Here is a 12,600-nt window from a genome sequence, read left to right as displayed (position 1 = left end):
GTCTTTCTATTATACTAAAAAGGGACATATTTTTCAAAACATGACCCCCTCCTTAGATAGGAAACAAGACTTAAACAAAAGAGCACTTCCTCCCCCGCAAACATAGCAGTTTGAAGAAAAGGAAGAAGCACTCCAATTTCATTATTAGATAAAGATTTTAATCACTGCGTAGACGAGCAAAATCGCCCCCAGAACAATCCGATATTTCCCAAAGACTGTGAAGTCATGAGTTTTGACATAGTCTGTCAAGAAGCGAATCGCTACCATACTAACACCGAAGGCTACCGCCATAGCAACTAAAAGGATTGTTCCCTGGCTGAAGCTTAAAGCATTTCCTCCCAAGACAAACTTAGCGACCTTTAATAGGCTAGCCCCAAACATGGCAGGAATCCCCAGATAAAAGGTGAATTCTGTCACCACTGAGCGACTAACTCCATTGACCAAACCACCTACAATTGTTGCACCTGACCGACTGGTTCCTGGGAAAAGCGACAAGACTTGGAACAATCCAATATAGAGAGCTGTCTTATAAGGCAACTTGTGTAATTCCGTCACTTCCGGCTCTACTTGCTCCCGTTTTTCAAGGTAAATAAAGGCCCAACCATAGGTGATCAGCATGATGGCTACAGAAAAAGAGTTATGAAAATGAGCTTCAAACCAATCATCCAATTTAAAGACAAAGAGCAAGGGTAGAGTCGCCACAGCAACCTTGGCCCACAATTGCCAAGTCCGTCTCACCTCTTTTTTCGATTTCCCCGGCTTAAATGGATAAAGCTTGTCGAAATAAATCACGACGACAGCCATAATGGCACCAAGCTGAATAACGACATTAAACATCTCCATAAAGGCAGGATTTTGATCCTTAAACTGGATAAAGTCTTGAATCAAAATCAAATGACCTGTACTTGAGATTGGAAGCCACTCTGTGACTCCTTCAACAATTCCAAAAAGAATCGCTTTTATCAGTTCAATGATAAACATCTTTTTCTCCTAAACTTACATTTGCTATATTATAACACATTTCTAGCCATAGAACCAGATGCGCTTGCAAGGATGCATAGACTAAAAGAGAGTGGGATAGAAATCGGTCATTCGTTAGAATTCGATTTCGTCGTCCCACCTCCGCACAGTTGAGTAGGGCTGTAAAAGCTGATGAAATCAGCCTAGTAGAGCCCACTCAACCACTGCGTCTTGCTCGACAATCCAAAGACAATTGAGAGGCTAGGACTTTTGTCCCAGCCTCCTATAAAATTGTAAACACAAGATTGGCTAGTCGACACATTTGTAACTCTAAAAAGCACCGAAGCCACCGCCTCCGCCACCGCCAGAGAAACCACCCCCTGAACTTCCGCCTGACGATACTGTGAAATGACTAGCGGTTGTAGCAGTCGTTCCATAATTAGACAAGAGACGGCTGGAATGGATTAGATTACTACGAAACGGAGTGTAGACATAGGCATCCATACCTGGGTTCTCTAAGTGGATTTGACGAAGCTTCATCACTTTACTTACTTGATCTGCAAAACCAAACAAAGTAGCATAGACTAATAAACGATTCCATAAAACCAGCGATTGAATTTCTGCTTCTTCCAAATGAGCGATATCCCGCAACATATTACGGAAGCTATCCCAATAATAGCGTTGCTCAGCTCCGAGCTCTGTTGGGACCCCATCCCGTTGATAGAGGCTGAACTTCCCTTGGAAGGATGCCGGAAGGATCCACATCACCAACACATACATCACGCAAAAGATAGAGAGCCAGTTTAAGACAAAATAAGCTACTAAACCAGCTACCAAGGCAATGCTCCATGCAACCCATCCAAAGAAGAGACTTTTACGTCCTGCACTTTCCTCCCCAGCCTCTAAGGGACGATAATAAGAAGGAAGGGTAAATGTTTGGATCTTCTGCTGAACAGCTTGAGAGACACGAGAAATCGCTGCATCAATACGATTTTGTGCTTGTTTTCCTCGCTCACGAATCTCATCTTGATCTTTCTTAGAAGCATATTTATAGAGAGAATCTGAAATTTCATAATCTGAAAACAAGTCATCTGTTCTACAATATTTTTGAGAACCGAATGCAAGTCTAAGAAACTCTCTCTCAAATTCATCCAATGTATCTTCATTTTGAATCGTTAAAACTGTATGAGTGTCGTATTGCTCACAGATGATATTTTTTCGATCAATCAAATCAAGTAAGGTAGCTTGCACCAACTGATCAAATTTAAAGGCTCCCCGAGCGTGTTTTTTGGTTGGAGAGATTTCATCTAGCTCTGTAGAATAAACAATTGAAGCCATTAGTAGAGGCGCAACGTTATTTGGAATCTCATACAAGCGACTATTTTTCGGAAAAACCTTGGTAGAAGTAACAGATTTCATGAAACGATGACGATAATAAATAGCAAGAAGAAGGAAGAGCAGAACAAGGATTGGAAGTAGGACCTTTATAAATAGGCGAATCCAGGTCCGTTTTTGAACAATTCCAGCTTGCGTCCGATGATAGTTGGCCTCCTCCATTAAGCCTGTATCTCTATCTGATTCCCCAAAGGAAGCTACATCCGATTTCAACCAGTAAGCATAAATTTCAACACCTTCTTTTCGTTTCAGATGATGTAGAATAGCCCTATAGTTTGCTCCTTCTTTCTGGACAGTTACCTCAGCTCCCATATAAGCCGTATGGATATTTAGTTCCGCTTTCGAGGTAGCCGTGGCAAATTTCGGAATGACCTGCAACTCTACTTTTTTGACCCCCTGATCCCCATCACTGATGGGCTTCCAGTTCAATAACAAGATATCCCGATGAACATAGAGCAGGTTTTTTAACTGCCAGGTAACCTTCACCTTAACAGTATCCCCTGCGCTTCCGCCATTGTAAATCTTAACCTGATAACCATCACCTAAATTTTGAACTTCTGGTTCTTGTGACAAGGTTCTGCCTTCTACTTCCACCAGGGGAGGAGTTACTATTTCAAAACCTTGAGGCATTTTACCCGCCGATCCCAAGGTGACATATTGGCCATTATAGGAAGTTGTAAAATGATAGACCAATTCTTCCTCATAAGTAGCATCGTCCCAAGTTTCCAAGATTAAAGTCCCCCGATAAGAATGAATCTCATAGGAAGGACCATCCGCCTTGACAAGACCCGTTACAAATAGACAGGTCATCACTGCAAATAGAACATACAGAATTTTTTTCATTTTCCTATACTCCTTTGGTATATTATAGCATTTTTTTATGAAAAGGCTATCAGGTTTGAAAAGTAGGCCAATTTCCTGTACAATAAGATGATACTATTTATATAGGAAGAGGAGACTACATGAAAAAAACAATTTATGCTCTCTTTACAGGACTACTTTTATGCCTGGGAATGAGCCATATTGTAAAAGCAGACGAATATCTCCGGATCGGGATGGAAGCCGCTTACGCTCCTTTCAACTGGACCCAAGAGGATGATGCAAATGGAGCCGTGAAGATTGATGGCACTAACCAATATGCCAACGGATACGATGTCCAAATCGCAAAAAAGGTTGCTGAGGGACTAGGTAAAAAACCGCTGATCGTAAAAACATCTTGGAACGGACTAATTCCCGCCCTCACCTCTGGTAAAATCGATATGATCATCGCTGGAATGAGTCCTACTGCTGAACGCAAGAAAGAGGTTGCTTTCTCTAATAGCTACTATACCAGTGAGCCGGTCATGCTGGTGCGCAAAGACGGGAACTATGCAAATGCGACTAGTCTAGATGACTTCAAGGATGCAAAGGTCACCTCTCAACAAGGGGTCTACCTCTATTCTCTCATCTCCCAACTCAAGGGCGCCAAACAAGAAACCGCTATGGGGGATTTCGCCCAGATGCGTCAAGCTTTAGAATCTGGCGTTATCGATGCCTATGTTTCTGAGCGGCCTGAAGCCTTGACAGCTGAATCTGCTAATTCAAAATTTAAGATGATCCAATTCAAAAAAGGTTTTGAAGTCGGGGAGGAAGATGCGACCATTGCTATCGGGATGAAAAAAGGCGACAGTCGAATCGACCAAGTCAATGCTACACTAGCTAAAATTTCGGCTGAAGACCAAGTCAAACTCATGGATGATATGATTGAGAAGCAACCCGCTTCCAACGATGCTAGTGATGATGAGCAGACTTTCTTCAGCCAAATGATGAAAATTTTGAAAGATAATGGACCACAGTTCTTACGAGGAACTGGAATGACCCTCTTAATCTCTATGACAGGGACCATTGCTGGTTTGATTATCGGTTTGTTAATCGGTGTTTTCCGAACTGCTCCTACGTCTAAAAACAAGGCTCTAGCTGCCTTGCAAAAATTCTTTGGCTGGTTCCTCAATGTCTACATTGAAATCTTCCGTGGTACTCCGATGATCGTTCAATCCATGGTTATTTTCTACGGTTCAGCCCAAGCCTTTAACATTTCCTTGGATCGTACCTGGGCTGCTATCTTTATTGTTTCGATCAACACAGGAGCTTATATGAGTGAGATTGTTCGTGGAGGAATCTTAGCAGTGGATACTGGCCAGTTTGAAGCGGCTACCGCTCTGGGGATGACCCATGGACAAACCATGCGCAAGGTCGTTCTCCCACAGGTCGTGCGCAATATCTTGCCAGCGACAGGGAATGAATTTGTCATCAACATCAAGGATACATCTGTCTTGAATGTTATCTCTGTGGTTGAACTCTACTTTACAGGAAATACGGTCGCAACTCAAAACTACCAATACTTCCCAACCTTTACCATTATTGCGGTAATTTACTTTATCCTGACTTTCACCATCACCCGTATCCTTCGATACATCGAACGTCGCTTAGACTCTGATACCTACACAACTGGTGCCAATCAAATGCAAGTCAAAGAGGTGAAATAATGGCAGAAAAAATACTTGAAATCAAACACTTAAAAAAATCCTACGGTCAAAACGAAGTTTTGAAGGACATCTCTCTTTCTGTTGAGAAGGGCGAAGTTATCTCCATCATTGGGAGCTCTGGTAGCGGGAAATCTACCTTCCTTCGCTCCATTAATCTCTTAGAAACTCCGACTGATGGAGAAATCCTCTACCGGGGACAGAACGTTCTTGATCCTGATTACGATCTCACCCACTATCGGGAAAAATTGGGCATGGTTTTCCAAAGCTTCAATCTATTTGAAAACTTAAATGTCTTGGAAAATACCATTGTGGCACAAACAACCGTTCTCAAGCGTGATCGTGAAACAGCAGAGAAAATTGCTAAAGCGAACTTAGAGAAAGTTGGCATGGGAGAACCTTATTGGGCTGCTCGTCCAAAACAACTCTCAGGCGGCCAAAAGCAACGGGTGGCTATCGCTCGGGCCCTTTCTATGGATCCTGATGCCATTTTGTTTGATGAACCAACCTCAGCTCTGGACCCTGAAATGGTCGGAGAAGTTCTTAAAATTATGCAAGAGTTAGCCAAAGAAGGCCTAACCATGATCGTGGTGACTCACGAAATGGAATTTGCCCGAGATGTTTCAAGTCGCGTTATCTTTATGGACAAGGGGGTCATCGCTGAACAAGGTGATCCAAAAGAAATCTTTACCAATCCAAAAGAAGAACGAACCAAGGAATTCCTTCAACGTTTCTTAAATTAAAACAAACTCCCTCACTGGAATGATTCCGATGAGGGAGTTTTCGAATACCATTAAATGAAAGTGAAATTCCACACATAAGCTTGTCGAAATCCTTTAATAGCTAGGGAGAGAGTTAGTGATACTTTCCTACGATATCCTGATTTATACTATATAAAAAGAAGGGAAGCTTGTTCCCTTCTTTTTTATATAGTATTTTAATTTTCAAATTTTTGATGATTCTTATCATAAAAATCGATTAAGCCAAGCGCAGTTTCAAACGAGATGTTTTTCACTTTTGCACGACCTTGCGCAAGTGCAATGATAGACATTTCACGGGCGTTCGTTTCTTTACTGATACGATACCCAGTGATCTTTTTATCACGTACCCAACCAACAACTGATTCCACTTTTTCGAAGTTCGATTTAGCCATGATCATTCTCCTATATTATTATTTCCAATACTAATATAAAATTTTTTGCATATTTTGTCAACCATAATAGCTGAAAGTACGAACAATTTTAAAAAAGTCAGATATTTTGTTATTTTGCTTTTAAAGCTGAAAGGATTTGGGTACGAATATTCTCTACGCCATCCGGATTTGCTGGTAAGAAGAGGGTATTGGTTCCTTGCTTTTCTGCAAAGTTATTCAAAGTATCCAAATATTGGTTGGTCAAAAGAATGGACATGATCTGTTCTTCTGTCAAATTCACATTGGTATCTTTCAATTCCTTGATAGAATCAGCCAAACCATCTACGATAGCCTTCCGTTGTTCTGCAATCCCGACCCCGTGAAGACGATCCTTTTCAGCTTCTGCCTCAGCTGCTGTAACAATCTTGATCTTATCAGCTTCTGCCAGTTCTTGGGCTGCCACACGTTTCCGTTGAGCCGCATTAATCTCGTTCATAGATTGCTTAACTTCAGCATCTGGTTCAACTTTAGTAATCAAGGTTTTTACGATAATGTAACCATAGGTCGACATTTCTTCAGCTACTTGCTTTTGAACCTCAAGGGCGATTTCATCTTTTTTCTCGAACAATTCATCCAAGGTCAACTTTGGAACAGATGAGCGCAAGGCATCTTCGATGTAAGATTTGATCTGAGCTTCTGGGCGCATCAATTTGTAGTAAGCATCCGTTACATTGTTTTCATTTACGCGGTATTGTGTCGCTACATTCATGGTAACAAATACGTTATCTTGTGTCTTTGTTTCGACCACAATCTCGCTTTGCAAGAGACGCAATTGCACACGCGCCGCAATTTTATCGATTCCAAATGGTGCACGGACATGAATCCCACTGTTGCTGATCTTTTGATAGCGTCCAAAACGCTCAATAATCGCAACAGATTGTTGTTTCACCACATAGAGTGAGCTAATAAATACACTAGCTCCAACGACTAGAATAGCCAGTAGAAAAATCCAAATCATTTTCTGATTCTCCTTTATGTTTTATTTACTTTTTAAAAGTGATTCTTTGGTAAAGAATCCATCATACCAACATGTTGTAGAGAGTTTCATTTCCATTTAAATTAATGAAAGCGGGGTCAAATTGTTCAATCCGATTGATCAGACCTGCGTAATCATGCTTATCCGCTAAAGCAACCCCAATCAAGACTGGGCCCGTCCCCTTGCTTGCCCGTTTGATGTACTCAAACCGCGTGATATCGTCATTTGGCCCTAAGATATCATTTACAAACTCTCTCAAAGCTCCTGGACGTTGCGGGAAGTTGACGATGAAGTAGTGTTTGATACCATCATAGATTAAAGCTCGCTCTTCCATCTCTGGCATCCGGTTAATATCATTGTTCCCACCAGAAATCACACAACAAATGGTCTTCCCTTTGATATAGTCTCTCAACACTTCTAAAGCCGCAACACTGGCAGCTCCAGCCGGTTCTGCAACCAAGCCTTGCTTGGAATAAAGATCAATCAAGGTCTCAGAGATCAAGCCCTCGTTTACTCCAATTAAGGTCTCAACATTTTTTTTCGTTGCTTCATAAGTCAGCTGGCCAACCTTTTGAACAGCGATTCCATCCGCAAACTTATCAATTTGTTTGAGTTTGACCGGGCCTCCAGCTTCAAATGCTGCCTTCATCGACCGAGCTCCATCTGCTTCGATCCCAATAACATCGATCTCTGGTGCTTGTTCCTTTATATAGGTGGATACTCCAGCGATGAGACCTCCCCCACCAACTGGTACTAACACAGCATCAAAGTCAATCGACTCTTTTTTAGCTTCCTCTAGGATTTCGTAGGCTACAGTCCCTTGACCCGCTTGGACGTTGACATCATCAAATGGATCAATGAAGGTACAGTTTTTAAGCTCGGTGTATTCCTGCGCTGCCTTAGAAGAAGCATCAAAGGTATCTCCTACTAATTTAATGGTCACATACTCTCCACCGAAGAAACGAACCTGGCTAATCTTCTGCTGAGGTGTCGTAATGGGCATAAAGATGGTCGCTGGGATTTTCATCTCTCTACATGTGTAGGCGACCCCTTGTGCATGGTTACCCGCCGAGGCACAGACTACTCCTCGCTCTCTCTCTTTCTCATTCAACTGAGAAATCGCGTAGTAGGCTCCACGAATCTTAAAGGAACGAACACGCTGAGCATTTTCCTTCTTTAAGTAGATTTTCGCTCCATACTTTTCGGATAAATAATGATCATAATCTAAGGGAGTCTCAACAACCACACCCTTTAAGACCTTGTGGGCTTTTATGATATCTTTCGATGTTATCATAGTCTTCCTCTTCTTCTCCTTATTTCATCTAATTATATCAAAAGACTGCAAAAATTTCAGCGTGTTTTCCAAATTTTCAGAAAAATCACCCAAAATGCTCGATATGGCACGTCTCTTCATACAGATTCTGCTAAATGGTTGAAAATACCTTCCAATCCATCTCTGCTATTGATGAAAAAGAAGTTGGGATTTCTCCCAACTTCACCATCACCTCATTAGTTATAGATTTTAAAGGCGTCGTCATCATTTTTTCCAACGAATGGCATTGCTTTACGCAATTCAGCACCAACTTTTTCGATTTCAAGGTTAGCCGCTTGTTCACGGTAAGCAGTCAATTTTGGACGACCAGCTTTGTAGTCGTTGACAAAGTCATTAGCAAATTTACCATTTTGGATGTCCGCAAGAACGGCTTTCATGTTTTCTTTCACTTGCTCAGTAATGACACGTGGACCTGACACGTAGTCACCGTATTCAGCAGTGTTTGAAATTGATTGACGCATTTTCTTGAATCCACCTTCGTAGATCAAGTCAACGATGAGTTTCATTTCGTGAAGTACTTCAAAGTAAGCCAATTCTGGAGCGTATCCGGCTTCCGTCAAGACTTCAAAACCTGCTTCGATAAGGGCAGTCAAACCACCACAAAGAACGGCTTGTTCACCAAACAAATCTTCTTCCGTTTCTTCTTTGTAGGTTGTTTCCAAAAGTCCTACACGTGCTGAACCAACACCTTTACACCAGTCCATAGCGATGTCTTTAGCGTTACCTGTAGCATCTTGGTATACCGCGTAAAGTGCAGGAACACCAAATCCTTCTTCATACGTACGGCGAACCAAGTGACCTGGTCCTTTAGGCGCACACATGAAGACATCAACATCTGCAGGAACTTTAATGAATTCGAAGTGGATGTTGAAACCATGTGCAAATCCAACAGCATTTCCAGCTTCCAAGTTTGGAGCAATTTCTGCTTCGTACAATTCTTGTTGGATTTCGTCTGGAGCCAAGATCATGATGACATCAGCCAATTTAGTTGCTTCTGCTACTGTGTAAGTATCAAAACCATCTTCTTTTGCTTTGTCAAAAGATTTACCTGGACGTACACCGATGATCACATCATGACCTGAGTCACGCAAGTTTTGAGCATGGGCATGACCTTGTGATCCATAACCGATAACGGCGATTTTTTTACCGTCAAGTGCTGCTACTTTTACATCTTTTTCGTATTCCATTTGAACTGCCATAGTTTTTTTCTCTCTTTTCTATTTTTATTGCCTCTTAGGCGGTAGTAACTATTTTGAATGGTGGGCTTTAATCGCGGGTAAAGCCAGTTGCACCCGTCCGTGCAACATTCTTAATCCCATAAGGACGAATGACACGCAAGAGAGCTTCGTTCTTCTCTGCATTTCCTGTCATCTGCACGGTGATGGAGCTTGGAGCCACGTCTACCACAGTCGCGCGGAAGGGCTGGATAATGGCCAGCAATTCTGCCCGTTTCTCTGCAGGCGCTGAGACCTTGATCAGAATCACTTCACGCTCGAGATGAGGTTTATCTGTAATATCTCGAACGCGAATCACATCGACCTGACGGTTGAGTTGCTTGATGATTTGTTCCACTTCATCATGAGACGCGACGTCAATGATAATAGTAATCCGTGACACATTAGGATTTTCTGTCGCCCCTACCGAGATACTCTCAATGTTGACTTGGCGTCTAGACAAGACACCAGTAAAGCGATTGAGAACCCCAGACCGGTTTTGAAGTTTGGCTGTTAACATTCTACGCATTAAACTTCACCCCCAACATCTCATGATTGCTCTTACCAGCTGGTACCATTGGTAAAACGTGCTCTTTCCGAGAAATGTCGATCTCGATGAACATTGGTACATCTTCGGTAATAACTTCCAAATCCTTCTCTAAGGTTTCGGGATTATCAAATTTGTAATTCTTAATCCCATAGGCTTGCGCCATCAATTGGAAGTCTGGCAAGGTTTCAAAGACAGACTCTGATGTTCGTCCATCATAGAAGGCTTCTTGCCACTGCCGAACCATTCCAAGTGAATGGTTGTTGAGCATGATGACCTTGATTGGGATCTTGTAAACATTCAAGATTGCCAATTCTTGGTTGGTCATCTGGAAGCCACCATCTCCGACAAAGAGCACGACTTCTTTATCTGGATTGGCAATCTTAGCACCAATGGCGGCTGGTACACCGAATCCCATGGTTCCTAGACCACCAGAAGTCACCAACTGCCGTTCGTTTTGGTACGGGTAGTACTGAGCTGCCCACATTTGATGCTGCCCAACGTCTGTTACGACGATAGCATTCCCCTTGGTCAACTCACCAACGCGTTCAATAACCGCTTGAGGTTGGACGACGCGTTCTTTCTTATCATAAGAACGAACCCGATTCTTATCTTGGGTGACTTTCTCGACCCATTTCTCCGTATTGTTATGAACCACTGGCTCTGCTAACAACTGTTTTAAGGCTTTTTTGGCATCGCCAACGACTGGAATATCGACTGCAATGATTTTACCAATCTCAGCCGGATCAATATCAATGTGAGCGACTTTGGCATTCTTCGCAAAGGTCTTTGGATTTCCCGTCAGACGATCATCAAAACGACAACCGATGCTAATCATAAAATCCGCTTCTGTCATGGCAATGTTAGCCGCAAAGGAACCGTGCATCCCACCCATTCCAAGGAAGAGAGGGTGGCTGGTCGCAATCGTTCCTTGTCCTAGAAGACTAGTTACCACAGGAATCTGATAGCGTTCTGCCAACTCGACCAATTCTGTTGCTGCTTCCGCATAGCTGACGCCACCTCCAGCCAAGAGGACTGGTTTCTTAGCCTTTCCAAGTTGCTTCAAGATTTTCTTAATCTGTAATTCATTTGGTTCAATAGTCGGCTGGTAACTTGGAATGTTAATGGCCGGATTGTAAATATAATCAGTTTCTAGGGCAGAGACATCTTTTGGAAGGTCAATGACGACGGGGCCTGGACGCCCAGTTGTCGCAATATGAACTGCTTCCGTGATAACCCGTGGAATATCCGCTGTCTCACGTACTTGGTAATTGTACTTGGTGATGGGCATGGTAATCCCAACAATATCCGCCTCTTGAAAGGCATCTTTCCCGATCCCAGAACGGTTGACCTGACCAGTAAACACAAGAAGAGGAACACTATCACTCATGGCATCCGCAATCCCTGTAATGGCATTGGTTGCTCCAGGTCCACTTGTGACGACGGCCACACCTAGCTTCCCAGTTGATTTGGCATAGCCTTCAGCTTCATGCAAGCAGCCTTGTTCATGTCGGCCAAGAATGTGTTTGATCCCTTTAAAACTATAAATAGCATCATAAAGGGGCAAAACCGCTCCACCTGGGTAGCCAAAAATGGTATCAATCCCAAGATCTCGAAGCGTTTCTAGCACAAGCTCTGAACCTGTTTTTGCAGTTTCTAAGGTAATTTTCTCCATGTCTCTCCTTTCTGTTTCTTTGATTATCAAATGAGCATGCTACTATCATACCATTTTTGGAAAATAATTCAAGTAAAAATCACAAATTTTCTGAATTTTCTATCCAAATCCGATTAATGAGAGTTGTCCTAAAAAAGAACAATCCAATCAAAAAAGTCTCTAGGAATCCTAGAAACTTTGCTTGCTTATAGCCATCCCTTTTCTTGGGCGATTTTCGCCGCCTCGGTCCGGTTCTCTGCATTCAACTTGGTCAGAATAGCCGACATATAATTGCGAATAGTCCCGTTAGAGAGAAATAAACGATCAGCAATTTCTTGATTAGAAACTCCCTTTGCAACTTCTTTTAGGACCGCTTGCTCCTGAGAGCTTAGAGGATTGGGATGGGTTAGGATTTCCTCCATTAATTCAGGAGAATATTCTTTTTGCCCTGCCAAAACCGTATGAAGTGTTGCCATCAAATCTGTAATGCGACGTTCTTTTAAGACATAGGCATCGACTCCGGCCTTGAGGGCCCGCTCAAAATAACCCGGTCTCTTAAAAGTCGTAACGATGACGACCTTGAGTTGGGGTTGTTGACTTTTAGCCCATTCCAACACTTCTAACCCTGTTTTGATTGGCATCTCGATATCTACAATGGCAATATCGACTGGATGGCTTTCGAGTATGTGAATAGCTTCTTGCCCGTCTCCAGCCTGCAAGACTTCTTCCACATCCTCTTGCAGGAGCAAGAGCTGGCAGAGAGCATCTCGCAACATACTTTGGTCTTCAGCAACTAATAAGCGCATC

The 12,600-nt window shown here is 42.6% G+C and carries 11 protein-coding genes; 2 read left to right on the top strand and 9 right to left on the bottom strand.

What is annotated here, in order from left to right; all coding sequences use genetic code 11:
• Positions 1 to 144 precede the first annotated feature (144 nt).
• Entirely contained in the window at positions 145 to 981 is an 837-nt protein-coding gene (locus N596_RS08920; RefSeq protein WP_023022205.1) for an undecaprenyl-diphosphate phosphatase, read from the bottom strand.
• 309 nt (positions 982 to 1,290) lie between these two features.
• Positions 1,291 to 3,198 carry a DUF2207 domain-containing protein gene (locus N596_RS08915; RefSeq protein ID WP_023027693.1) on the bottom strand — a complete coding sequence of 636 codons (1,908 nt, stop codon included), beginning with the start codon at positions 3,196 to 3,198 and terminating at the stop codon, positions 1,291 to 1,293.
• Between the two features lie 119 nt (positions 3,199 to 3,317).
• On the opposite strand from N596_RS08915, the gene N596_RS08910 reads away from it, so the two are divergent.
• Positions 3,318 to 4,880 carry an ABC transporter substrate-binding protein/permease gene (locus N596_RS08910; protein ID WP_023027692.1) on the top strand — a complete coding sequence of 521 codons (1,563 nt, stop codon included), beginning with the start codon at positions 3,318 to 3,320 and terminating at the stop codon, positions 4,878 to 4,880.
• Positions 4,880 to 5,620, top strand: coding sequence for an amino acid ABC transporter ATP-binding protein (locus tag N596_RS08905; protein ID WP_023027691.1), 741 nt, complete (start codon positions 4,880 to 4,882; stop codon positions 5,618 to 5,620). Before N596_RS08910 ends, N596_RS08905 begins: the two co-directional genes overlap by 1 nt.
• A 194-nt stretch (positions 5,621 to 5,814) precedes the next feature.
• Here N596_RS08905 and N596_RS08900 read toward each other — a convergent pair whose 3' ends face one another.
• From N596_RS08900 to N596_RS08870, 7 genes are all read right to left on the bottom strand, one after another.
• The gene (locus N596_RS08900; RefSeq protein ID WP_006594972.1) at positions 5,815 to 6,030 is read right to left on the bottom strand and encodes a capsule biosynthesis transcriptional regulator; all 216 of its coding nucleotides are present in this window, start codon (positions 6,028 to 6,030) and stop codon (positions 5,815 to 5,817) included.
• Between the two features lie 109 nt (positions 6,031 to 6,139).
• On the bottom strand, positions 6,140 to 7,027 hold the full coding sequence (locus N596_RS08895) for an SPFH domain-containing protein (protein ID WP_023027690.1): 888 nt from the start codon (positions 7,025 to 7,027) through the stop codon (positions 6,140 to 6,142).
• A gap of 61 nt (positions 7,028 to 7,088) precedes the next feature.
• Complete coding sequence (gene ilvA, locus N596_RS08890) at positions 7,089 to 8,339, bottom strand: threonine ammonia-lyase IlvA (RefSeq protein ID WP_023027689.1); 1,251 nt, start codon at positions 8,337 to 8,339, stop codon at positions 7,089 to 7,091.
• Positions 8,340 to 8,554: 215 nt separating this feature from the next.
• On the bottom strand, positions 8,555 to 9,577 hold the full coding sequence (ilvC, locus tag N596_RS08885) for a ketol-acid reductoisomerase (protein ID WP_023027688.1): 1,023 nt from the start codon (positions 9,575 to 9,577) through the stop codon (positions 8,555 to 8,557).
• Between the two features lie 67 nt (positions 9,578 to 9,644).
• Positions 9,645 to 10,121: an acetolactate synthase small subunit gene (ilvN, locus tag N596_RS08880; RefSeq protein ID WP_006594976.1), complete on the bottom strand. Its 477-nt coding sequence runs from the start codon at positions 10,119 to 10,121 to the stop codon at positions 9,645 to 9,647.
• Positions 10,114 to 11,814 (bottom strand): acetolactate synthase large subunit, encoded by a 1,701-nt coding sequence (locus N596_RS08875; protein WP_023027687.1) that lies wholly within the window; start codon positions 11,812 to 11,814, stop codon positions 10,114 to 10,116. The genes ilvN and N596_RS08875 overlap by 8 nt, the downstream gene beginning before the upstream one ends.
• A 185-nt stretch (positions 11,815 to 11,999) precedes the next feature.
• Positions 12,000 to 12,599: a response regulator transcription factor gene (locus N596_RS08870; RefSeq protein ID WP_023027686.1), complete on the bottom strand. Its 600-nt coding sequence runs from the start codon at positions 12,597 to 12,599 to the stop codon at positions 12,000 to 12,002.
• Between the last annotated feature and the right edge of the window lies 1 nt (position 12,600).

The organism is Streptococcus ilei (genome assembly GCF_000479335.1).
In the GTDB taxonomy this organism is placed as follows: Bacteria; Bacillota; Bacilli; order Lactobacillales; family Streptococcaceae; genus Streptococcus; species Streptococcus ilei.
This window is presented reverse-complemented; position numbering and strand designations above follow the sequence as displayed.

What these genes read in the sequence shown, in the direction of transcription:
- N596_RS08920 (WP_023022205.1), bottom strand. Translation starts at nt 981, where the DNA reads ATGTTTATCATTGAACTGATAAAAGCGATTCTTTTTGGAATTGTTGAA.
- N596_RS08915 (WP_023027693.1), bottom strand. Translation starts at nt 3,198, where the DNA reads ATGAAAAAAATTCTGTATGTTCTATTTGCAGTGATGACCTGTCTATTT.
- N596_RS08910 (WP_023027692.1), top strand. Translation starts at nt 3,318, where the DNA reads ATGAAAAAAACAATTTATGCTCTCTTTACAGGACTACTTTTATGCCTG.
- N596_RS08905 (WP_023027691.1), top strand. Translation starts at nt 4,880, where the DNA reads ATGGCAGAAAAAATACTTGAAATCAAACACTTAAAAAAATCCTACGGT.
- N596_RS08900 (WP_006594972.1), bottom strand. Translation starts at nt 6,030, where the DNA reads ATGGCTAAATCGAACTTCGAAAAAGTGGAATCAGTTGTTGGTTGGGTA.
- N596_RS08895 (WP_023027690.1), bottom strand. Translation starts at nt 7,027, where the DNA reads ATGATTTGGATTTTTCTACTGGCTATTCTAGTCGTTGGAGCTAGTGTA.
- ilvA (WP_023027689.1), bottom strand. Translation starts at nt 8,339, where the DNA reads ATGATAACATCGAAAGATATCATAAAAGCCCACAAGGTCTTAAAGGGT.
- ilvC (WP_023027688.1), bottom strand. Translation starts at nt 9,577, where the DNA reads ATGGCAGTTCAAATGGAATACGAAAAAGATGTAAAAGTAGCAGCACTT.
- ilvN (WP_006594976.1), bottom strand. Translation starts at nt 10,121, where the DNA reads ATGCGTAGAATGTTAACAGCCAAACTTCAAAACCGGTCTGGGGTTCTC.
- N596_RS08875 (WP_023027687.1), bottom strand. Translation starts at nt 11,814, where the DNA reads ATGGAGAAAATTACCTTAGAAACTGCAAAAACAGGTTCAGAGCTTGTG.
- N596_RS08870 (WP_023027686.1), bottom strand. Translation starts at nt 12,599, where the DNA reads ATGCGCTTATTAGTTGCTGAAGACCAAAGTATGTTGCGAGATGCTCTC.